The sequence below is a fragment of the Treponema succinifaciens DSM 2489 genome (assembly GCF_000195275.1).
Classification (GTDB): domain Bacteria; phylum Spirochaetota; class Spirochaetia; order Treponematales; family Treponemataceae; genus Treponema_D; species Treponema_D succinifaciens.
Genome location: NC_015385.1, coordinates 127,189 through 148,973 on the forward strand (window position 1 = coordinate 127,189; position 21,785 = coordinate 148,973).

The 21,785-nt window shown below is 40.0% G+C and carries 18 protein-coding genes and 1 tRNA gene; 12 read left to right on the plus strand and 7 right to left on the minus strand.

What is annotated here, in order from left to right:
- Positions 1-21: 21 nt before the first annotated feature.
- The gene (gene abc-f / locus TRESU_RS00610; protein ID WP_013700395.1) at positions 22-1,935 is read left to right on the plus strand and encodes a ribosomal protection-like ABC-F family protein; all 1,914 of its coding nucleotides are present in this window, start codon (positions 22-24) and stop codon (positions 1,933-1,935) included.
- A gap of 33 nt (positions 1,936-1,968) precedes the next feature.
- Positions 1,969-2,697 (plus strand): NAD-dependent protein deacylase, encoded by a 729-nt coding sequence (locus tag TRESU_RS00615; protein WP_013700396.1) that lies wholly within the window; start codon positions 1,969-1,971, stop codon positions 2,695-2,697.
- A 1-nt stretch (position 2,698) separates the two neighbouring features.
- Here TRESU_RS00615 and TRESU_RS00620 read toward each other — a convergent pair whose 3' ends face one another.
- The gene (locus TRESU_RS00620; protein WP_013700397.1) at positions 2,699-3,055 is read right to left on the minus strand and encodes a hypothetical protein; all 357 of its coding nucleotides are present in this window, start codon (positions 3,053-3,055) and stop codon (positions 2,699-2,701) included.
- A gap of 335 nt (positions 3,056-3,390) precedes the next feature.
- Here TRESU_RS00620 and TRESU_RS13945 point away from each other — a divergent pair, with 335 nt between their 5' ends.
- Positions 3,391-3,945, plus strand: a complete 555-nt coding sequence (locus tag TRESU_RS13945; RefSeq protein ID WP_013700398.1) for a dihydrofolate reductase — start codon at positions 3,391-3,393, stop codon at positions 3,943-3,945.
- On the opposite strand, the gene TRESU_RS00630 is transcribed toward TRESU_RS13945, so the two are convergent.
- The 3 genes from TRESU_RS00630 to TRESU_RS00640 form a co-directional block, all read right to left on the minus strand.
- Positions 3,881-4,675 carry a histidinol-phosphatase gene (locus TRESU_RS00630; RefSeq protein ID WP_013700399.1) on the minus strand — a complete coding sequence of 265 codons (795 nt, stop codon included), beginning with the start codon at positions 4,673-4,675 and terminating at the stop codon, positions 3,881-3,883. The two genes, TRESU_RS13945 and TRESU_RS00630, sit on opposite strands and share 65 nt — an antisense overlap.
- Positions 4,676-4,784: 109 nt before the next feature.
- Positions 4,785-7,682 (minus strand): pyruvate, phosphate dikinase, encoded by a 2,898-nt coding sequence (ppdK, locus tag TRESU_RS00635; RefSeq protein WP_013700400.1) that lies wholly within the window; start codon positions 7,680-7,682, stop codon positions 4,785-4,787.
- 121 nt (positions 7,683-7,803) lie between these two features.
- Positions 7,804-8,124, minus strand: a complete 321-nt coding sequence (locus TRESU_RS00640) for a helix-turn-helix domain-containing protein (RefSeq protein ID WP_013700401.1) — start codon at positions 8,122-8,124, stop codon at positions 7,804-7,806.
- Between the two features lie 738 nt (positions 8,125-8,862).
- Between TRESU_RS00640 and TRESU_RS13950 the strand changes: the two genes are divergently transcribed.
- The 4 genes from TRESU_RS13950 to TRESU_RS00670 all read left to right on the plus strand — a co-directional run bounded on the left by TRESU_RS13950 (position 8,863) and on the right by TRESU_RS00670 (position 11,501).
- The gene (locus tag TRESU_RS13950) at positions 8,863-9,552 is read left to right on the plus strand and encodes a double zinc ribbon domain-containing protein (protein ID WP_013700403.1); all 690 of its coding nucleotides are present in this window, start codon (positions 8,863-8,865) and stop codon (positions 9,550-9,552) included.
- Positions 9,553-9,567: 15 nt separating this feature from the next.
- Positions 9,568-9,792 (plus strand): hypothetical protein, encoded by a 225-nt coding sequence (locus TRESU_RS00655; RefSeq protein ID WP_013700404.1) that lies wholly within the window; start codon positions 9,568-9,570, stop codon positions 9,790-9,792.
- Between the two features lie 217 nt (positions 9,793-10,009).
- Positions 10,010-10,714, plus strand: coding sequence for a hypothetical protein (locus TRESU_RS00660; RefSeq protein ID WP_013700405.1), 705 nt, complete (start codon positions 10,010-10,012; stop codon positions 10,712-10,714).
- Positions 10,715-11,072: 358 nt separating this feature from the next.
- Positions 11,073-11,501 (plus strand): Hsp20/alpha crystallin family protein, encoded by a 429-nt coding sequence (locus TRESU_RS00670; RefSeq protein ID WP_013700406.1) that lies wholly within the window; start codon positions 11,073-11,075, stop codon positions 11,499-11,501.
- Between the two features lie 381 nt (positions 11,502-11,882).
- Here TRESU_RS00670 and TRESU_RS00675 read toward each other — a convergent pair whose 3' ends face one another.
- Positions 11,883-13,097, minus strand: a complete 1,215-nt coding sequence (locus tag TRESU_RS00675) for a BamA/TamA family outer membrane protein (RefSeq protein ID WP_013700407.1) — start codon at positions 13,095-13,097, stop codon at positions 11,883-11,885.
- A gap of 97 nt (positions 13,098-13,194) precedes the next feature.
- Positions 13,195-13,899: a 5'-methylthioadenosine/adenosylhomocysteine nucleosidase gene (locus tag TRESU_RS00680; protein WP_013700408.1), complete on the minus strand. Its 705-nt coding sequence runs from the start codon at positions 13,897-13,899 to the stop codon at positions 13,195-13,197.
- A gap of 360 nt (positions 13,900-14,259) precedes the next feature.
- Between TRESU_RS00680 and asnB the strand changes: the two genes are divergently transcribed.
- Entirely contained in the window at positions 14,260-16,026 is a 1,767-nt protein-coding gene (gene asnB / locus TRESU_RS00685; protein WP_013700409.1) for an asparagine synthase B, read from the plus strand.
- 78 nt (positions 16,027-16,104) lie between these two features.
- Positions 16,105-16,728, plus strand: coding sequence for a YkgJ family cysteine cluster protein (locus tag TRESU_RS00690; RefSeq protein ID WP_169309722.1), 624 nt, complete (start codon positions 16,105-16,107; stop codon positions 16,726-16,728).
- Positions 16,729-16,736: 8 nt separating this feature from the next.
- Here the strand turns inward: TRESU_RS00690 and TRESU_RS00695 are convergent, their stop codons facing one another.
- Positions 16,737-17,612: a YitT family protein gene (locus TRESU_RS00695; RefSeq protein WP_013700411.1), complete on the minus strand. Its 876-nt coding sequence runs from the start codon at positions 17,610-17,612 to the stop codon at positions 16,737-16,739.
- Between the two features lie 123 nt (positions 17,613-17,735).
- Between TRESU_RS00695 and TRESU_RS00700 the strand changes: the two genes are divergently transcribed.
- From TRESU_RS00700 to dnaX, 3 genes are all read left to right on the plus strand, one after another.
- Positions 17,736-19,799, plus strand: coding sequence for a methyl-accepting chemotaxis protein (locus TRESU_RS00700; protein ID WP_013700412.1), 2,064 nt, complete (start codon positions 17,736-17,738; stop codon positions 19,797-19,799).
- A gap of 63 nt (positions 19,800-19,862) precedes the next feature.
- Positions 19,863-19,936: transfer RNA gene (locus TRESU_RS00705), tRNA-Ile, on the plus strand.
- Positions 19,937-20,066: 130 nt separating this feature from the next.
- On the plus strand, positions 20,067-21,785 hold the full coding sequence (gene dnaX, locus TRESU_RS00710) for a DNA polymerase III subunit gamma/tau (RefSeq protein ID WP_013700413.1): 1,719 nt from the start codon (positions 20,067-20,069) through the stop codon (positions 21,783-21,785).

Consider the following 21,785-nt stretch of genomic DNA (forward strand, 5'->3'; position numbering starts at 1 on the left):
TTAACTGCTAAAATCTTCGGCATGAATCTTTTATCTGTGAATAACCTTGCAAAAATCGGACGGGAAAAACCTTTGTTTACAGGAGTAACGTTCGGCTTAAACGAAGGAGACAAGGCGGCTCTTATAGGACGCAACGGAACTGGAAAATCAACTTTGCTCAACACAATTGCGGGACTGCTTTCTCCAGACGAAGGAACTGTTGTGCTGAACAAAGAAGCCGGAGTTTCTTTTCTTGCACAGAATCCTTTGTACAGCAAGGATGACACAATAAAAAGCCACATTTTCAAATTCCAAAGTCCCAAGCTCAAGACAATCCGCGAATATGAAGAAGCCTGCGACGAGCTTCAAAAAACAAACTCGCAGCAAGCCCAGAAAAAGTTCAACACCCTGAACGAAAAAATGCAAAAAGACAATCTTTGGAACTACGAGTCCCAGATAAAGTCAATTCTTACCACGCTTGGAATAAACGACCTTAGCCGAAAAATGGGCGAGCTTTCAGGCGGAATGATAAAAAAAGTCGCACTTGCACAAGTTCTTGTTGAAGACACAAAGCTGCTTCTTTTGGACGAGCCCACAAACCATCTGGACATTTCCACAATTCTTTGGCTTCAAAATTATCTTGCCGAAACAAAAAGGTCAGTTCTTATGGTAACCCACGACCGCTACTTTCTAGACGCAGTATGCAACAATATCTATGAACTTGCGCGAAACAAGATAAAGCTTTACACAGGAAACTATTCAACTTACCTTGAAAAAAAGCAGACAGAAGCGCAGATTGAAGCGAACACAGAACGCCGCATTGAATCCGTTTTGAGGTTTGAACGCGACTGGCTTATGCGAGGACCATGCGCGCGCGGAACAAAGGCAAAGGCAAGAATCCAGCGGGACCAGGCTTTAATAAACCGCGAAAAATTTTCCGCAGACAAAGGCTTTACTTTTGAAGTTGAAGGAAGAAGGCTCGGCGGAAAAATTCTAGAGCTTCATAAAATCACAAAGAATTTTCAAAAAGGATTCGCATCTTCGGGCAAAAGCAGCCTTGAAAATTCTTTTCCAGTCCTTAAGGATTTTAGTTACAATTTTAACAAGGGCGAAAAAATCGGAATATTCGGCGGTAACGGCTCTGGAAAAACCACGCTTTTAAATATAATCACGCAGAAAATCCAGCCAGATTCCGGCGAAGTTGTAAAAGGCGAAAACACTTCGATTGCATACTACGAGCAAAATCCGCATTTTGAAAACACGGAGCTTACTGTTCTTGAATACATAAAGGAAGCGGCGGACGTTATGAAAATGAATGACGGTACAGTTTTAAGCGCGCCACTCTTTCTTGAGCAATTCGGCTTTGAAGGAAAAATTCAGCATTCGCCAGTGGGAACTTTGAGCGGTGGAGAGCGCAAGCGGCTTTATCTTGTGCGGCTTTTAATCAGCAATCCGAATTTTCTGATTTTGGACGAACCTACAAACGACTTTGATATTTTTACAATGAATATCCTTGAGCAGTTTTTGCTTTCGTTCAAGGGCTGTCTTTTAGTTGTAAGCCACGACCGCTACTTTATGGACAAAATCTGCGATACAATGTTTATAATGGAAAACGATGGAAGCGTTTCAGGCTTTGTGGGAAAATGCTCTGAATATCTTGATCTTCAGCAGGAACAAAGCGCACAGCAAAAATCACAATCCAAGCAGGAAGAAAAACAGGAAAAGGTTTCTGTCCATCAGAAAAAAAACAAAATGTCGTTCAAGGAAAAAAAGGAATTCGAGCAGCTTGAGCAGCACATATTTGAGCTTGAAGACAAAAAGCCGGAGCTTGAAAAACTTATGGCCTGTCCAGACTACGAAAAGTCCTCAAAGGCTGGAAAAGAATACACAGACCTAGAAAAGGAGCTTGAAAAAGCGTACTCAAGATGGGAAGAACTTTCCGCGCTTGAAATGTAAACGGCAACTTAAAAGAATTACGGAGGCGTTTTTATGGAAGAAAAAATCGAACAGTTAAAAAAAATTGTAGAAAAATCCCAGAAAATTGTGTTTTTCGGAGGAGCTGGAGTCAGCACAGAAAGCGGCATTCCAGACTTTAGAAGCGTTGACGGGCTTTACAATCAAAAGTGGGCTTATCCGCCGGAAACAATACTGAGCGCGACTTTTTTTCATTCAAATCCAAAGGAATTCTACAGGTTCTACCGGGAAAAACTTCTTGTATTCGGAATAAAACCGAACATTACGCATTTTAAACTTGCGGAACTTGAAAAGCAGGGAAAGCTTTTGGCAGTCGTAACTCAGAATATTGACGGACTTCATCAGGCTGCAGGAAGCAAAAAAGTTTTTGAGCTGCACGGAAGTGTTCTTAGAAACTACTGCACAAAATGCGGCGAGTTTTATGATGAAAAATATATTGCTTCACATTCAGACCAAGACGGACTTCCCCTGTGCGAAAAATGCGGTTCCCTTATAAAGCCAGACGTTGTTCTGTACGAAGAATCTCTAAAGGATGAAATTGTAAGCGGCGCAATAAAAGCAATAGGCGGCGCAGACCTTTTGATTATCGGGGGAACTTCGCTCACTGTTTACCCTGCGGCAGGAATGATTCATTATTTCCGCGGAGAAAATATCGTGCTTATAAACCGCGACCCGACTCCAAGCGACGGAATTGCGAACCTCGTTCTGCACGAAAGTCTTGGAAATGTTTTTTCAAAATTATAGTTTACTTTAATGCCATTCTTTGCGCCAAAACAGTTTTAAGGGAAGCAAGTGTTTCTTTTACCGCAGACTCATTGCTTCCTGAAAGAACTGAATCGCAGGCTGAACTTACGGCCGTAATGTTTCCAAGGATGTCTTGCTCAAGCTTTGCAGAAAAAATTTCAGGAGAACCAGCAAGTTTTTTTGCTTCCTCGGCAAGTTCCGCTATCTGTTTTTTTTCTTCATCAAACTGGCTATTTAAATTTTGCGATTTCTGTACAAGAAGGTTCATTGATAAATTTATTCTGTCCAGCAAATCGGAGTTTTCATTTTTCTTTCCAGACTTCTGAAAAAGCCTCTTCATAAAATCTGTAATTCTCATACTTAACATTATCTCTGATTTGCAAAAATATGGCAATACAGACCTTGCGCGCAAAACAGGGCTTACGCATTATAAATGTATTCAGCATAAAACTGGCTCCCATGCATGGTTTTCTGGTTCAAAATCGCGCAATAATGCGCTACACGCTGATTGTTGCAAAGTAACTATAGAATTCCCCGCTCATGCGGCCGCAACAATCAGAGTGTTTTTGACCAAAGAACCGTTCCTTCGCGCAAACTTTACTTAAATTATTTATAATGCGTTTGTCCTGGCGCAAAAGCCTTGACCTTGAAATCTCATGAACTATAAACTAAGGTAAAAGGACCAGTGAAAGAATGAATGCAATTTACGCCTCAGGACTTAACGGAGAATTCGCGCTAGAAGACGGAACACTTCCATGGAAAAAAAACTCTTTGCTTCAAAAAGAATGCAAAGAAGACATGGATTTCTTCAAACATATGACCGCAAAAAAAGCCGTCATAATGGGATTCAATACATTTAAGACTCTGCCCTTTCCGCTTAAAAACAGGCTGAACATTGTAATAAAAAGAAACGCCGCCCCGCAAAAAATAGAACGCATAGACAATGAATTTTTCTTTTTTTCTTCTATAGAAAAAGCTTTAAATGCGCTTGATTTTCTTTGCCCGGACGATATTTTTTTAATCGGCGGAAAAAAACTTTTTACAGAAGCGTTCAACAAAAATCTTGTAGACGGTATTGTTTATGAAACAGTTTTTTGCAGGAATTTTCCAGACGCAAAAATTTTTATAAATTGCCCGGAAAATTTCAGCCTGATAGATTCAAGGAAAAGCGGAATTCTTGTTTTTAATCAGTACAAAAATCCGGAAGCTCCAAAGGCTCAATTCCAAAGCGGCTTGCAAAATCCCTAGCTTTCCAGGCGTTCATGATAACATCCTGCGGATTGTGGGCATCGGAATTGCATATTACACGGACATTTGTAAGAGAAGCCATTTCCCAGAACTCAACAAACGGATAAGGGTATCTCATTCCGCGCTTTGTATGATTTGGAGTTCTGGTTATTCCAAGACCGTTTATTTCAATAGGCAAATCCAAATCGGAAGCCGCATCCAAAATCGCCTGGCTGCAAGCCTTTGCCTGATCGTCCCATTCCTTGTAGCCTGCCATAAACAAATCCGGGTGGGCAAGAAAAGCAAAATGGCCGCTCCGCATTCCTTCTATGGTCTGATCAATATATTTATTCAAAAGCAAAGGGCTTTCAACATCGGGAATATAAATATGGCTTGAACCGTCTGTAACCCAGTGCGAGCCAAGAACAAGATAGTCCGCTCCAAAATCCGCCTTAAGTTCGTCATACCAGCCAACGAAGGATTCTTCCCATTCACATTCATAGCCCTGGTAAATAGGAAACATCGCTGCTTCTTTTGCCTCTTCAATCCATTCGCTGTATTCAGAAGCCTCCTTTGTTGTCATTCTTATTTCCGGCCAGTAGTCAAAAAAATCTTCCGGATATGGGCAATGGTCAGAAAACCCCAAAGCAGTGCAGCCTTCCAAAATAGCCTGATTAACATAGTCAACCGGCTGTCCTTTTGCATGATGGCAAAGCTCTGTGTGTGTATGAAAGTTAGAAATTGATTTCATATATGCTTGATTTTATTAAAAAAGAAGAATTATGTTAAGGGCATAAAAAAATCCCCTCCAGTTTCCTAGAGGGGGAAGTTAGCATTTAGCCGCTAAACATCAATGAAAATTATTTCTTTGTTGTTTTTTTAGCAGGAGCCTTTTTTGCTGGTGCTTTTGCGGCCGGCTTCTTTGCTGTTGACTTTGCAGCCGGTTTTTTAGCAGGAGCCTTTTTTGCTGGTGCTTTTGTAGCTGGTTTCTTTGCTGTTGAAGTCTTTTTTTCTGCTACTGCTTTCTTTGCGGCTGGCTTTTTTGCTGGTGCCTTTGCAGCTTTTGCAGCGGCAAGAGCTTTAATAACAGCCTGTGCTCCGGCAAGGCGTGCAGCTGGTACACGGAATGGTGAGCAAGAAACGTAGTTAAGACCAAGCTTGTAGCAAAGAGCGATTGAATCTGGGTCTCCACCATGTTCTCCACAGATTCCAAGGTGAAGATCAGATTTTACTGAGCGTCCCTTAGCTTCTGCAATTTCCATAAGAGCACCTGGTCCGTCTGGATCAAGAGTCTTGAATGGATCCTTTTCGAGAATCTTCTGGTCAAGGTAAGAATCAATGAACTTGCCATAGTCATCACGGCTGAAGCCAAATGTTGTCTGTGTAAGGTCGTTTGTACCGAATGAGAAGAAGTCAGCGTACTGTGCAATCTGATCTGCTGTGCAAGCTGCGCGTGGGAATTCAATCATAGAACCAATCTGGAACTTGAGGTTTGTTCCCTTTGTTTCGTTTACTTTTGCAATTACAGCTTCTGCCTGTGCGCGGATCTGCTTGAGTTCGTTTACAGAAGTTACGTTAGGAATCATAATACGAACATCATGTGCAATTCCGTCCTTTTCTGCGTGCGCAGTTGCCAAAGCGATTGCTTCAACCTGCATTTCGTAGATTTCAGGATATGTAATTGCAAGACGGCATCCACGGTGTCCAAGCATAGGGTTGTGCTCGTTAAGATCAGCGAACTTTGCCTTGATTGTTGCAACAGAAACTCCGAGCTTAGAAGCAAGTGCCTGAGCTTCAACATCTGTAGCAGCCTGAATAAACTCGTTAAGAGGCGGGTCAAGAAGACGGATTGTTACAGCGCGTCCACCCATTGCCTTAATGATTCCGTAGAAATCTCTTTCCTGAAGTGGAAGAATCTTTGCAAGGTTTTCTTTGCGGGCTTCTGTGTTTTCAGAAATAATCATCTTCTGGAACGAAGAAAGTTTTGGCTCTTCAAAGAACATGTGCTCTGTGCGGCAAAGACCAATTCCGTTTGCACCAAACTTGAATGCCTGTGGAGCTTCGTTCTGCTCTGCGTTTGCAAGAACATCGAATCCCTTTACAGTTTTTCCGGAAGCTGTCTTGCGTACAGACTTTTCGCGGATTTCATCAGCCCAGCCAAGGAATGTTTCAAGATCGCCAGAAACTTTTGCTTCTTCTACAGGAATAAGACCTGCATAAACTTTACCAGTTGAACCGTCAATAGAAATATTGTCGCCCTTCTTGAAAGTCTTGTCGCCAATCTTTACTGTTTCTTTGTCTACAAATACAACTGCCGCGCATCCGCAAACACAAGGAGTTCCCATACCACGTGCAACAACAGCAGCGTGTGAAGTGCGTCCGCCTGTAGATGTCAAGATTCCTTCTGCAACGTACATACCTGCAATGTCATCAGGAGATGTCTCTTTGCGAACGAGCATTACTTTCTTTCCAGCCTTGTTCCATTCAACAGCTTCATCTGCTGTGAATACAATCTGTCCAGCTCCGGCTCCAGGAGATGCGTTAAGAGCTTCTGCGATTGGTGCTGCGGCTTTAAGAGCTTTTGGCTCAAACTGCGGGTGAAGAAGCTGGTCAAGCTGATCTGGCTTTACACGGAGAAGAGCCTGTTCTTTTGTGATGAGTTTTTCTGCAACCATGTCAACTGCCATCTTAACAGCTGCCGGTCCTGTGCGTTTTCCGTTGCGGCACTGGAGCATATAGAGGGTTCCTTCCTGAACTGTGAACTCCATATCCTGCATATCGTGATAGTGCTTTTCAAGGCGAGCGCGGATTTTGCAAAGCTGATCGTAAATCTTTGGATTTGTTTCAGCAAGCTGAGAAAGGTGCTGAGGTGTGCGGATTCCAGCAACAACGTCTTCACCCTGTGCGTTCATAAGGTATTCACCCATGAATTCGTTAACACCAGTAGAAGGATCACGGCTGAAGCAAACACCAGTTCCTGATGTATCTCCCATGTTTCCGAATACCATTGCCATAACAGTTACGGCTGTGCCTTTGATAACTCTTTCATCAATGTTGTTGAGCTTGCGGTATGTGATAGCACGAGGATTCATCCAAGAACCGAATACAGCTCCGATTGCTCCCCACATCTGTTTGTGTGGATCCTGCGGGAAATCTTCGCCCTTTTCTTTCTTGTACATTGCCTTGTACTTAGAAACAATTTCCTGAAGTTCTTCTGTAGTAAGATCTGTATCCTGTGTGATTCCGCGGTGAGACTTAACTTCGTCGATTATTTCTTCGAACTTGTCATGATCTACACCCATTGCAACGTTGCCGTACATCTGAATAAAGCGGCGGTATGCATCCCATGCGAAGCGTGGGTTCTGTGTTTTGTTTGCAAGACCAAGAACGGAATTGTCGTTAAGACCGAGGTTGAGGATTGTGTCCATCATACCAGGCATAGATTCTGCAGCGCCTGAGCGAACTGAAACAAGAAGCGGATCTTTTGCATCGCCGAGCTTTTTGCCCATTGATTTTTCAAGCTTTGCAAGATACTTAGCAACTTCTGCATCAAGTCCTGCCGGATACTTTTTGCCTAATTTGTAGTATTCCTGACAAACATCAATTGAAATTGTGAATCCAGATGGAACAGGAAGGCTCAAAGGTTTCTTTGCCATCTGAGCAAGGTTTGCGCCTTTTCCACCGAGGATTGGACGCATTGATTCATCGCCTTCTGCGTCGCCATCACCAAAGTAATAAACATATTTGGTCTTAGCCATTATGTCCTCCATATATATATGTGAGAAAAATTATAATGGTAATTTCTTGTATCGTCAACAAATGTTTTTAATATCGGAAAGAATTGCAAATTAAAATTTGAGTTTTTTCAAAAGAAATTTCTTAAAGCAAATCGCAGACTTCGTTTATATCTTTTAAAATACGGGAAGACAATTCGTCTTTTAACGAAGCTCCGTAAATTTTTAAGAAAGTGTCTTTTAAAGAATCGGGACTTCCTCTTTCATTAAAAAGAAGTGAAACAGGAATTTCCAATGCCGCCGCAATTTTGTCTATAGTTTCCGCAGAAGGAAAACGCTCTCTCGCCTCCATGTCTCCAATATAAGATGTGCTCATGTCTATTGCTTCTGCCAGTTTTTCCTGAGTCAAACCAGCTTGCTTTCTATAATATTTCATGTTCTGAATGAAAATGCGCCTAATTCCCATGTCATAATTTTGTATGGATTTTTACATTTTTATTATATTCTATAAAACAAATTATAGTTTATTATTTGACAAATATGTTTTTTAGAATATAATTTCTATTAACTAAAACACAAGAGAAATTTAAAAGACAAAAAAATGACAAACAAGGAACTTATTATTTCATTTCTAAAAAAACACAATTATAATTTCTGCGATGACTGCCTAAGCTCATTAACAGGAATTTCACCGAGGCAATCTATAAACCAACTGTGTAACAAGGAACTTTACGTATTTTCAAAACACGCAAATATAAAATGCCACAACTGCAATAAAATAAAAATAACAAGAAGCCTAGCAAATACATTCGAAAACACAAAAATCAAAAACTGTTTAAAAAACGAAAGAAAATTCGATTTCTTATGGAATGAAATAACAAGCACACTAAAGCCTTCTCAGCAAATTCCAAACTGAACAAAGCACAGCGGATTTTTAGAAAGCGAATTTGAAATATGCTCTATTACAAACAATGCTATTGAAGTTTTTACAATCAAAGACAAACATCACCGATCAATTCCAAAAACAGATTTTGAGAATATTTTTAGCAAATGGGACAAATATATCTCTGGGGAAATAAAAAGAAATGAGCTTCGAGATGAAAACAAAAATACAACATACATAATCAGCATATTAAAAATTTTTTGTAAAACTTAATGTTTACTCAAAATATTTTTATAAATAAAAATCAAAGAGGTTATTAAAATGAAAGCACTTTCTATTTCATTAATGGTTTTAGGATTTTTCGGTTGTTTTTACTTTTGCAATTCTTATATATTTATATTTGTTTATCCTATAACTTTACTTTTACTATTAATTCCAGCATATATTGCACAATCCAAAGGCAGGGATTTTTGGAGCTGGTTTGTATATTCATGGTTCTTTTGGGGAATAGCACTTGTTCACTCAATTGTCATGCAAGAAAACAACACCGCAAAAATACGCAATAGAGAAGCAAAAAAATGCCCATTTTGTTTTGCAACAATAGACACAAGAGCAAGTGTGTGCCAATACTGTGGAAGACAAATATACAACAATAATATCCAAAATGTAACTGCAAGATATTTCAATATGAATGGAGATTCTGCTTCTCCTGTCGCAGATAACAATAATTATTGGAAATGCAAAAAATGTGGTTATGAAGAAAATTCAGAAACATCTGCTTTTTGTGAGAAATGTGGCGCAATTTCCGAAAGCAAAAAATCAGTTTTAAAAAGTTTCATAGAACGTCAATTGTCAACTTCAACTTTACCAGAAATAACAAACTGTCAAAATTCATATTTCAACACTGACTCTCTTTCTTGGTTAAAAGAAATTGTTCCAAACGTAGAAGATTTCACAGATATTAATGAATATAAAGAAAATCTAAAAACCGTTTCACAAAAATACATTTAAACGAGGAAAATCCTTATGAAGAAAACAGTTATTTTAATATTTTTTAGAAAATTATTAACATTAGTTCTGTTGGTCGCAGGCGTATATGCAGAAGATTGCAAAGTATGCGAAATATACAAGCGTATGTTACAACACAACCCTGATGATTCCTATCAACTGCTAAACCTAAACATCGACGGAGACATCGTAGATACGCTAGAAGAGGATCACTCAGAAGGTTTAGTAACTTTTACTAAGTAAATCAAGAAATTCAGCACAGGATATATTGTCATAAATAGCTATATAGATGCCATAATCAAGAATGGAAAGGCTATAGCAGTTATATGTCCTCATGACTATTGGATTCAAACCGCAACAATCAATAGTCCAGGAAGTGACAACGGATGCAGCACAAATGCGGAATACACTCCAGGTATCTACACATTGTATTTAGAAAAATTCACTAATTAATACTTTTATGGAAACAATCCGAATTCTGCAGAACATCTATGAAGAACTCTATGTTGCAAGAAAACCTTTGGCAAATTTTCTTGAAGAGCGTTTACCGGCTTTGTCATCTCAATGGAAAAAAGAATGTATTGAAAATGTTCTAAATGAAAAGGTAAACAAAAACTTTTTCGAACTTGACATTTATTATCTGCTCCAGATTCTGTTGGACGAACAAAACTGGCATAACTTAAAAAATCTTTTTCCGAAAGACGAATATTATTTTGAAGAAGAAAATAAGATTCTTTATAAAAAAGTAAGGCAAATAAGAAATGAAGTTATGCATCCAAGTTTATCATCTTACACTTATGCAGATTTTTTAGAACAAGAAAAAACAATCAATTCATTTGTAAATGTTTTTTCGCAGGAAAAGAATTTGCCGCAATTAATCCTAGAGCTTCATCAAGCTGAAAAAACAAAACTTATAAATATCATTGAAAAAAATGTTATCATACCTGAACTCTCTTGCGAATTTCTGCCAGAAAATATAATCAAAAGCATAAAAAATACAAGAACAAGACTTAATATACAAAACACTGCTCAAGGAATTATTTCTTTCTTCAACGACTCTCTTAATGCCGAACGTGGAAAAGAAATTTGCAAAGTCCTTCATAAAAATAGCCTCAAATCTTTTGAAGACATAAAATCAGAAGTCGAAAAATCCTATTACTCTTAACTGAATTTACTACGCATTAAAATCAAATACAAAAAATCCGCCAAGTTTTTCCAATCTGTACAGCAATTTCGCATACTTAATGTGAGCCAAAATTTCCCAAGTTTTACTAAACTGATTTTATTTTCTGCGTCAAAAAAATTCAAATAAAAAGGCAAATTCAACAGCAATAGCACAAATTTCCATGCAGACATAAAGTTAAACGCAGACATTCAGCCAAAAACAAGCGAAAAAGGCATTTATTCGGCAAATTGCTGATTTTTCTTACTTGGCACGTATTCTGCTATATATCTAGTGTACGGCTGAAAGGCAGTACGAAAAAAAATTAAAACAATGCTGTAAAACCAGCGAGGAGATTTATATGAACGAACTTTCACTTTTAGATTCACTTTTTGGAAATGATGGATTTGCATTGCCAAGCTACCGCGAAGCAGCTTTTGCCCCGAAAGTAGATGTTGTGCAGAAAAAAGACAGCTATGTGCTTTCTATGGATTTGCCTGGAAAAACTGAAAAAGATGTAGACATAACACTTAAAAACGATGTTCTTACAATTTCTTCTGTTGAAAACGCAAAGTCTGATTCAGGCGAAAAGAAAGAAAAGGTTGACGATGCTTACTACATTCTGCGCGAACGCACAACAAGGCACAGCCAGTTCAAACGTTCATTTACTTTGCCAAAGGACATTGATTCCAACAAAGTGAATGCGACATTCAAAAACGGCATTCTTTCTATTGAAATCGGACGCAAGGAAGATTCCACAGAAAAGAAAATTGCAATCAAAAGCGAGTAAAAAAAATTAAAAAATTTTTTTAAAAACTGTTGACAAAGAAAATGCAATGATGTATATTCTAATCAGCTTATAAAGCTGATAAAACTCTCTCCTTTAGTTCACGAAAGTGAACGGCAGAACCCCGGGCAACCGGGGTTCTGTTCATTTAAAAACATTAATTTTATTACTGATTCCAACTATCTGTCATAAAAAGATTATAAGATCGAATGTCGAGTTTTAGGATTTCTTGAAATTTCTAGTCATTATCGTGCTTGACCCTGCGATGTTTGCACGGAAATGACAGCCTTTTTAGCATAGGAATAATTGTTTAGCAGCTGTTTTATTAAAACTCGACATTCGTCCTTTATGGCAAAATATATTTTTTCAGTTTTTATAAAAAAACTACATCGACATTCCTATAGAAAAGCCTGTCCTGAATTCTTTTTCGGTAATATTGTAAATAACTTCAACTGAACAAGCTGGAAACGCGACTTTTGAAAGGTACATTTTCATTCCGCCGCCAGCTCCCTGATTAAAAACCCAAGTCCTGTCAAAGTCTTTTGCGCGCGCTGTCTGATAAACCGCATAAACAGAAAAAAGACCTATTTTTGTCTTAATAGCGGCATATTCAAGCCCAAGAGAAAGCCCTGCCATTGAATCAGAAGAAAATTCAGTAGGAAAAAGGCTCACAGAAGCCGAACGTCCGCCAGTATAAAAGACAATCGGAGCATCGAATTCATAAAAGCAAGATGCTGACTGAACAATTCTAAGTTTGTCAAGAATCGGCTGCTGAATTTTTATTTTAAGCTCAAATCCGTTAAAAACATCCCGACAAGGCGTAACATCAACAAAAGCCTTTACAGCTGCAAATTTTTCAGACATAAAAACACCGTTCCAGTCAGCGGATTTAAAATTTATTGCGGCGGAAGATTCCCAGACTTTTTCAGATTCAATTTCGCCTTTGATTTCGTCCGAGCCGTCAACTTTTATAATTCCAAATCCTGTGCTTAGTTCCGCAGAAAAACAGTCAAAAAATTTCTTGGAAACACCAAGGCTTCCGCGGAAAGAAAGAGAGCCAAAATCGTAAACTGAATCATCTTTTGTTGTAACAAGCTCCGTGTCCGATTTTGAAATTCCTGTGTAAATCGAAAATCCAAGCGACGAGCCTTTTGGCGGACGTGAAAAAAATGCCATTCCAGAAATGTTGTCCCGCGAAAAAATTCCGCCCAGCATAAAAAAATCTTTCAGCCCCATCGCATTTGAATCAATGAGAAACGCGCCCGCAGAAAAAACTCCGTCATTAACGGCAACAATCGGCAGCGGCAAAATGGACATTTTTTCTTCAAGTGAAATTTTAACGCGGCTCTCATTTTCGGTTATAGGCTCGCATTCAATGGAAATATTTGTAAAAAGGTTGTCCGCCTGAAGTGAATTTTCTATGCTGTGCAAAGTTTCAGCGGAAGCCTCTTTTCCAATGAACTTTTTTAAGTCGCGCTGAACTGCAAATTCTTTTGTGCGCTTTAAGCCTTGAATTTCAAACTTCGTGATTTTAGACTCAGCGTTAAGAAAACCTGCGAAAATAGCAAAAAGCGCAACTGCAGAAAATGACTTTTTCATTGAAAACATCTCCATTTATTGTAAATAACTAAAGTTATAGTTTTACAACAAATGGGAAGATTTAGCAATATAATGCAAGAAAAAGAATTAAATGCGGTTAAAACCTGCCAAGCATGGACAAAACAAGCGAACCGCTCAATGAAGCCGCTTCGTTTTCATTAAAGCTGTAAATTGATTCTCCGTCATCGTCCGCCATGTCGCTCATGCAACGGATAATCACAAATGGAATTTCATTTATCCAGCAGGCATGCGCAACAGCAGCTCCTTCCATTTCAACACAAGCCGGAGAGCAAGTTTCCTGAATTGCTGATTTTTTCTCTTTGTCGCTTATAAACTGGTCGCCTGTAGCAATCCGTCCGAACACAAGCTTATGTTCCGCCGGAAATTCCTTAAATGCAGAACGAGCCGCTTCAAGCATTTTGCCGTCCGCCGGAAAATCGCTGCATTTCATCTGCGGAATTTCAGTTTTTTTGTAGCCGAATCCTGTCGCGTCCATGTCATGATAAACTGCATCCGTGGAAGCAACAAAATCAAGCACTTTAAGTCCAGAAGCCATTGCGCCGGCAATTCCAGTGTTGATTATATGCGTGCATCCAAACTTAAGAATCAGCCGTTGAGCACACAAAGCCGCATTCACCTTTCCAACTCCAGACTGAACCAGAACTACAGGAATTCCGTTGATTTTTCCTTCAGTGAATGTCATTCCGCCAGCCTTGGTTACCGCCGGATTTTCTTCCAATTTTGACTTTAAAAGCTCCAGTTCAACGCTCATTGCGCCGATTATCCCGACCTTTTTTGACATAAAATGTTACTCCTTGCGAAATACCGCATTATTTACAAAAAACTTCTAAAAATTTCTTCAAAACCATTGACTGCATTACAGTTTTCATGTAAATTATAGCCAGCAGTAAAAAAACGACAAAATGAAGTCAACACGCTTCAGAAACGGACTGTCTTTTTCCTCCTTAGGGCAGTCCGTTATTTTTTTGTCAAAAACAGAATAATAGAAAGCAAAGGGAATTTCAATTTTCAATCTAAGAATTGACATAAATTTAAAAAATCAATATATTGTTTTTAGACAATGACGTCTGTTTTCTGGGTATTTTTATGCCCTCAGAGCAGGCGTCTTTTTTTTTGCCAATTAATTGAAAAGGGGTTATTTATGTGTGGATTTGTTGGCGCATTTGATTTAAACAGCGGCTCGCAGCCGATTGATGAAGGCTTAAAAGAACAGCTTCGTTCCCAAGTTCTGGATATGTCTAAAAAAATCCGTCATAGGGGACCGGACTGGAGTGGAGTTTACACAGGAAACAATGCGATTTTAAGCCACGAACGACTTTCTATTGTAGATCCGCTTTCTGGAAAACAGCCGCTTGTTAGCGATGACGGAAAAATCATTCTTGCGGCAAACGGTGAAATATATAATCATCAGGAAATCCGCAGACAGTTTGCAGGAAAATACAGCTTTAAAACACAGAGCGACTGCGAAGTTATAATTCCGCTTTACAAAAAATACAGAGCAGAAGAAAACGGCTTTTGCAAAATGATAGAAGAGCTTTCTGGAATTTTTGCATTCGCGCTTTATGATTCAGAAAAAGACGTTTATTTAATTGCCCGTGACGAAATCGGCGTTATTCCGCTTTATCAGGCATGGGACAAGCAGGGACGTTACTATGTTGCTTCAGAACTAAAGGCTCTTGAAGGGCAAAACATGGTTTCTATTGAAGAATTTCCAAACGGACATTATTTCTATTCAAAAGACAAAAAGCCGGCTCTTTGGTACAAACGCGACTGGGAAGAATTCAGCGCAGTAGAAAATGCAAAACGCGCGACGGATGACAACGGAGAAATCATAAACGAAGATGTAATTCAGAATGTGCGCGACGGACTTGAAAAAGCCGTGAAACAGCAGCTTATGAGCGATGTTCCTTATGGAGTTTTGCTTTCAGGCGGACTTGATTCAACTGTAATCGCGGCAATCACACAAAAATTCGCAAAAAAAAGAATTGAGACCGGCTCTTTAAAAGATGCCTGGTGGCCGCAGCTTCATAGTTTTGCAGTAGGACTTGAAGGAAGCCCTGACTTAATCGCAGCAAAAAAAGCCGCTGATTTTATAGGAACTGTTCACCATGAGGTTCACTTTACAATTCAGGAAGCTTTAGATGCCCTTGAAGATGTAATTTACCACATTGAAACTTACGACATTACAACAGTGCGCGCTTCAACACCAATGTACTTGCTTGCCCGCGTTATAAAATCAATGGGAATAAAAATGGTTCTTTCCGGCGAAGGAAGCGATGAGCTTTTTGGCGGATATTTGTATTTCCACAAAGCGCCTAACGCCCGCGAATTCCATGAAGAGCTTGTGCGTAAAATGAGCAAACTGCACCTTTACGACTGCCTGCGTGCAAACAAATCTCTTGCAGCCTGGGGAGTTGAAGGCCGTGTTCCTTTCCTTGACAAGGATTTTATCGACATTGCAATGAGACTGAATCCGCTTGACAAAATGAACATAAAACTTCCGAACGGAAAACAGCGCATTGAGAAATGGATTGTACGCAAGGCATTTGAAGACATTCTTCCACCTGACATTTGCTGGAGACAAAAAGAGCAGTTCAGCGACGGCGTAGGCTACAGCTGGATTGACACATTGAAGGAAATGACAGCACAAAAAGTTTCGGATGCAGAATTCGCCCAGAGAGCAAAAAGATTCCCGGTAAACACTCCTGTTACAAAGGAAGAATATTATTACAGGGAAATTTTTTCAAACCTCTTCCCAAGCGAAAGCGCAGCGCTTGCAGTTCCACACGAAGCCGGAGTCGCCTGCTCAACAGCAAAAGCCCTAGAATGGGATGAAGCCTGGAGCAAAATGGACGAACCAAGCGGAAGAGCCATTAGCGGCGTGCATAATGACGCCTACAAAAGCTAAATAAAAAATATGCTGTGCGGAATTTTCATTTTCTGCGCAGCGCAAAATTCTTGCAAAAGCTTAACTTGGGCAAAGTCTATGGAATCAGTTTTTGAAAACCTTAAAGACACTTGCGAAGGCAAAATTGCCGCTGAAATAGAAAAACTTTATGCCGAACTTGAAAAACAGCAGTCGGATTGGTACAAAAAAACAAAATTCACCTGCCATTCTGGCTGCGGAATGTGCTGCCACAACTTTGAGCCGGACTTAACAGAAGCCGAAGCAAATTTTATGGTATTGTGGCTTATACAAAACCAAAGACAAACCGCAGAAAAACTTCTTGAAGAAAATGAAAATTCCAGTAAAACTTGCATTTTTTTCAATGCGGAAAATGACTGTCACTGCTCCATTTATGGCGCGCGACCTTTTATCTGCAGACTTTTTGGAGCAAGCAGTTTTTACAGCAAAAACCATTCACTTGTCTGGCGGCCATGCAAATTTTATCCGGAAGAAAAACTTTCAGACTTTGGACTTTCCCACAGACAATATTCAAAAGATATGGCAAAAAAAATTCTGGGCGAAGTTCCTCCTGCAATGAGCGACATAATGGCGCAGGCAATGGCAGTCAGCCCCGAAAACAAAAGCACCGAGCCTCTGCGGAAAATTCTTCCAAGAAAAATTCAGCACATATTTTTTCTTCTCAAATGCTGCGGAAATGTTTAGCAAACGTTTTAATCTTTGCTTCTTGTAAAAAAACGCCCGAAAATTTCTTTTGTTTTTAAAACATTTATAAAAGCTGCAGAATCACATTTTTTCAGTTCGCGACTCAAAGGTCCAAGCTCATCCGCAGAAACAACCGTATAAAGCATTGTTTTTTCTGAATTTTTGTAGCAGCCTGTTCCAATAAATTTTGTAGCGTCATGATTTGTAGAATTCTTTACAACCTGGTACATTTCGTCAGGTTTTTCCGTAATAATCAAAAGAGTGATTTTTTGGTAGCGTCGGTAAAGCTCATTTAAAATTTGAGTCGAGCTGAACTGAAAAATAATCGAGTAAAGCGCCTTGTCCCAGCCAAAAAGAATTCCGGCTACAACAAGAACGCAAATATTCATTCCAAAAATCATATTCCACATATCCATGCCTTTTTTTTCAGAAAAATAAATTGCGATAAAGTCCGTTCCGCCGCTTGTTGCATCAGCATAAAGACAGCAAGTTATGGCTAGTCCGTTTAAGATTCCGCCGAAAATCGAACACAAAAGCAAATCATCTGTAATACGGATTGAAGGAATAAAATCTGTAAGAAATGAAGAAACTGCAATCATCAGCAAAGAAAAAATTGTGAACTTCTTTCCAATGTATTTAAAGCTTATAAAAACCGGCACTGCATTCAACGCAAAATACAAAACTGTATACGGAATTTTCACATTGAAAAACTTCAAAAATGCGCGCTGAATCAAAAGCGAAATTCCTGCAAATCCGCCTGGAAAAAGTTCCGCCGCATAGGCAAAAGAATTCAGATTCATGGAAAAAATAACCGCGCCGGCAATAACAAGAATCACGCGTTTAAAAGTTGAAGGTGTCGGAATAATCGTAGTTACACTGATCATGCTAAAATTGTATCAATAAAATACAGTTTAGTTAAGAATGCAGTTTCTTATAAAAAAAATTGACATTCCCCCTGCGCCTGAATAATATAAAAAGGGGTTACGAAATTCTCGGTAGGTGTTTTTATGGAAAAGAAGAAGTCGATTTATTTTACGCTTGTTGCTATTTCGGTCGCGCTTTCGGTTGTGGTTTCAGTCTGCGTTTCGCTTGTGCTTTATAATATGATTTCGGGCGAAATTACCGGAATGAAAAAAATGGAGCTCAGGGCAAGCTCGGACAGAATGCACGTTCTGTTCACCGCGCGGCAGAAAAATCTTGAGAAAAAACTTTCCGTGATTCTGGATAAAATTGACTGGAACAGCATTTCCTCGCAGGATGAAATTTTCAGCCGGCTTTCGGAAGTTCAGGAAGAGGCGGAGCTTTACAGCGTGATTCTTGCCAAAAATTCAGGCGAGACAATTTTTTCAGCCGGGAAGAACAGTTCAGCTTCACTTGCCTCCGAAAAAAAGGCGCTTTCAAATGCTGCGGGCGGAAAACTGAATTCGTGCGTCTCTCTCAAAAATGACGAGGTTCTTGCAACGGCAGCCGCAAGATTTCCGGCGATAAGCGGAAGTGTTCTTGTGATTCAGCAGGAAATTTCAGACCACGGATGGCTTTCGGAATACGGCTCCACGCTCGGATGCAGCATGAATATTTTTATAGAAGACACTTGCGTTGAAAGCTCGGACATCGGTGAAAACGGCAAGCCAAAGACCGGCGGAAAAATGGGAAGTCCGTTCATCATCGGCGAAGTCTACAAAAGCCGTCATGTCCTTGAGCTGATTGACCGCTACAAGGGAAACGTCTCGGCTACGGTTTTCAGCCCGATTGACAGCGATGACGGAAACGCGATGCTTTATCTCGGAATAAATTTAAAGGAACTTGAAAAAAGCTCTTCGCGGCTTATAAAACTCTCGCTTCCTGTCGTGGTTGCGGCGATTCTTTTGAGCCTTGGAATAATTCTCTTTATAATCCTTCAGATTGTGACAAAACCTTTGAAGAGAACTTCCGCGGCATTCAAAAAACTGAACGGAGAATCCGGAACTTCAGACCTGACGATAAAAATAGACGCCAAAAATGAAAACGAAATCGGCGAGATGATAGATTCCGTGAACCATTTTATCGGCACTTTGCGCGGACTTCTTACGGACGTAAATTCGGCGGAATCCCAGCTTGAGTCAATCGGAACAAGTTTGGCTTCAACTTCGCAGGAATCGGCAAGCGCGGTCTCGCAGATTATGTCGAACATCCTTAGCGTAAAAAATCAGATTGAAAAGCAGAATAAGACGCTTGATGAAGTTCAGGGAATTCTTGACAGTTCAAGCCGCGGAATTGAGTCGCTTGAAAAGAACATCGAGGACCAGTCCGCAAAAATCACCGAATCGTCATCGTTCATCGAAAAAATGGTGGCAGACATCGCGGAAATGTCGGAATCCGTCGCGAATCTTGCGGGCGAATACAAGGAACTTATCCGTATTACTGATTCCGGAAAAACACGTCAGAACGAGATGGCGGATGAAATCAAGAACATGGCGGAGCAGTCAAAGAATCTTGCCGACGCGAACTCCGTAATCTCGCAGATTGCCTCGCAGACAAACCTCCTTGCCATGAACGCCGCGATTGAAGCAGCCCACGCGGGAGAAGCCGGAAAAGGATTCAGCGTTGTTGCGGATGAAATCAGAAAGCTTGCCGAGAATTCCGCCGCGCAGTCAAATTCAATCAAGAAGGAGCTTGAGACAATCGGCCAGGTGATTGCAAAGGTTGTCGAGACATCCGAGATTTCCGTAAAGGAATTTGAAAAGATAACTGAAAAAGTCAGCTCCACCGAATCGCTTGTTCAGAATGTGGACAGCACAATGTCGCACCAGCATGAGTCCTCAAAGCAGGTTCTGGCGAATCTGCAGGACGTGGACGATACGACTTCGACAGTTCTCAAGACCGCAAAGGAAATATCCGCCGCAATTGAAAACGTCGCTACTGCCGCAGGAAACCTCGATATGCTGGCCCAGCAGGTTGAAGGAAGCATGGACGAAATGTCCGAAGGCGTAAAGGAAATAAACACCTCCGCTCAGAACATTTCCGAAATGGCGCAGACAACCCACGACAGCATAAAGGTCATGGACAGCGTCCTGTCGAAATTCAAAATCTAGCGCTGAGGAAACATTTTTGCTATTGACCCCAATGTAAAATTTCAGATATAATATCTGACATTCGGGCCATTAGCTCAGTCGGTTAGAGCAGGGGACTCATAATCCCTTGGTCCTAGGTTCAAGTCCTAGATGGCCCAAAAAAACAAAAAAGGATACTTTGCAATAAAGTGTCCTTTTTTGTTTTAAAGTAACCAACAAAAATTCTATAGCTTTTTCATTTAAAAACTGCCGTTGTAAATATTGATTTTTTAATGTATTCTATAACGTATGGCTTACGAAGTTACGGCGACACGGCGTCGTCCACAGAATTTTGACAATCTTATTGGTCAGGAATTCGTTGCGGAAACTCTCAAGAATTCAATCCAGTCAAAAAAAATAGCTCACGCATATTTATTTTCAGGTCCGAGAGGATGTGGAAAAACATCAACCGCAAGAATTCTTGCAAAAGCCCTGAACTGCCAGAAAGGACCTACAGCTTTTCCATGCGGAGAATGCGCAGCGTGCAAAGAAATAACAGCAGGATCTTCGCTCGACGTAATTGAAATAGACGGAGCTTCAAATACAAGCGTTAACGATGTCCGCCAAATAAAAGACGAGGTTTTGTTTCCGCCGAATTCATGCAGATACAAAATCTACATAATCGATGAAGTGCATATGCTTTCAACCTCGGCATTCAACGCGCTTTTAAAGACAATTGAAGAACCGCCGCCATACTGCATTTTTATTTTTGCAACTACGGAAATCCAAAAAGTTCCAGCCACAATAAAATCAAGATGCCAGCAGTTCAACTTTAGGCTTGTTCCAATTGAAAAAGTAAAACAGCAGCTTGCAGAAGCCGCCAACGAACTTGGAATAAAGGCAGAAGACGAAGCACTTTACTGGATTGCAAGAGAATCGACAGGCTCAATGAGAGACTCGTATACGCTCTTTGATCAGGTTGCAGCTTTTTCCGGCGGAGAAATCACTTACGAAAAAATCCGCGACAAACTTGGACTTGTTGGAGTTGACTGTCTGAATGAAATTTTCGGTTTCTGTGTAAAAAAAGATTCTGAAAACGCGCTTTTAAAGCTTGATGAATATTTGCAGAACGGAGTAAGCATTGAGCAGCTTATTTCAAACTGCGCGGATTATTTGCGCTCAATTCTTCTTATAAAAAGCGGCGTAAAAAAAGAATCATTGCTTGGACAAAGCGCAGACCGTTTTTCCAAGGAAGTGCTGGATTCATGGAATTCCATGCAGACAGAAAGAGCACTTGGAATTTTCATGCAGCTTTACAGAGATGTTCGCTACTCGCTAAGTCCAAGATACGAATTTGAACTTGCAGTTTCAAGGCTTTGCTGGCTCAAGGATTATGTTTCCGCAGCGGAAGTAAAAAAAGCAATTGACGCTGTAAAACCGATTTTGGCAAACTCAAGCTCACAAAGAAAAATTCCCGCTGAAAAAAAAAATGAACCGGTAAATATAAATGCGCCAAGGAATTCGTTTTTATCTGTTCCCGCTCCAATTCCCACATTCAGCGCACTGGAAGAAGACGAAGATTCTTCTTATGATGGCGGAGCTGAACCGCCTGAAAAATTTTCAGCAGAGGCAGAAACCAAGTCTTTAGAGCAAAATCAAGATATTCCGCAGCAAAAAGAATTCGTTGCAAAAAACGTGGACACTTCGGACATAGAAAAAGTAAAAGATGCAATGATTTCCGATTTTTCCATAGATGATGCTTTGCTTGCCAGCAGTTTAATGCAGACAAAAGAATGGAAGCTTGAAGAAAACAAAGCAAACGCGATAAGTGAAAATCAGTTTGAGCAGATGCAGATTCAGCAGCAGGCTTTTAAAATTTCAGAATATCTTTCTAAAATTTACGGACGGACAATAAGCTTTGAAATTCAGTTTGTTCCGAAAAAAGTTGAAGAAAAAAAACAGGAAATTCCAACAGAAGTAAAAATTCTCCGGGATGTCTTTAAAGGAACTATAACCGTAGGAGCATAA

Excerpts from the sequence above, each read along its gene's own strand:
- TRESU_RS00695 (WP_013700411.1), bottom strand. The coding sequence starts at position 17,612 with ATGATCAGTGTAACTACGATTATTCCGACACCTTCAACTTTTAAACGC.
- TRESU_RS00675 (WP_013700407.1), bottom strand. The coding sequence starts at position 13,097 with ATGAAAAAGTCATTTTCTGCAGTTGCGCTTTTTGCTATTTTCGCAGGT.
- TRESU_RS00620 (WP_013700397.1), bottom strand. The coding sequence starts at position 3,055 with ATGAGAATTACAGATTTTATGAAGAGGCTTTTTCAGAAGTCTGGAAAG.
- TRESU_RS00615 (WP_013700396.1), top strand. The coding sequence starts at position 1,969 with ATGGAAGAAAAAATCGAACAGTTAAAAAAAATTGTAGAAAAATCCCAG.
- TRESU_RS00690 (WP_169309722.1), top strand. The coding sequence starts at position 16,105 with ATGGAATCAGTTTTTGAAAACCTTAAAGACACTTGCGAAGGCAAAATT.
- ppdK (WP_013700400.1), bottom strand. The coding sequence starts at position 7,682 with ATGGCTAAGACCAAATATGTTTATTACTTTGGTGATGGCGACGCAGAA.
- TRESU_RS00670 (WP_013700406.1), top strand. The coding sequence starts at position 11,073 with ATGAACGAACTTTCACTTTTAGATTCACTTTTTGGAAATGATGGATTT.
- TRESU_RS00655 (WP_013700404.1), top strand. The coding sequence starts at position 9,568 with ATGAAGAAAACAGTTATTTTAATATTTTTTAGAAAATTATTAACATTA.
- asnB (WP_013700409.1), top strand. The coding sequence starts at position 14,260 with ATGTGTGGATTTGTTGGCGCATTTGATTTAAACAGCGGCTCGCAGCCG.
- TRESU_RS00680 (WP_013700408.1), bottom strand. The coding sequence starts at position 13,899 with ATGTCAAAAAAGGTCGGGATAATCGGCGCAATGAGCGTTGAACTGGAG.
- TRESU_RS13950 (WP_013700403.1), top strand. The coding sequence starts at position 8,863 with ATGAAAGCACTTTCTATTTCATTAATGGTTTTAGGATTTTTCGGTTGT.
- TRESU_RS13945 (WP_013700398.1), top strand. The coding sequence starts at position 3,391 with ATGAATGCAATTTACGCCTCAGGACTTAACGGAGAATTCGCGCTAGAA.
- abc-f (WP_013700395.1), top strand. The coding sequence starts at position 22 with ATGAATCTTTTATCTGTGAATAACCTTGCAAAAATCGGACGGGAAAAA.
- dnaX (WP_013700413.1), top strand. The coding sequence starts at position 20,067 with ATGGCTTACGAAGTTACGGCGACACGGCGTCGTCCACAGAATTTTGAC.
- TRESU_RS00630 (WP_013700399.1), bottom strand. The coding sequence starts at position 4,675 with ATGAAATCAATTTCTAACTTTCATACACACACAGAGCTTTGCCATCAT.
- TRESU_RS00700 (WP_013700412.1), top strand. The coding sequence starts at position 17,736 with ATGGAAAAGAAGAAGTCGATTTATTTTACGCTTGTTGCTATTTCGGTC.
- TRESU_RS00660 (WP_013700405.1), top strand. The coding sequence starts at position 10,010 with ATGGAAACAATCCGAATTCTGCAGAACATCTATGAAGAACTCTATGTT.
- TRESU_RS00640 (WP_013700401.1), bottom strand. The coding sequence starts at position 8,124 with ATGGGAATTAGGCGCATTTTCATTCAGAACATGAAATATTATAGAAAG.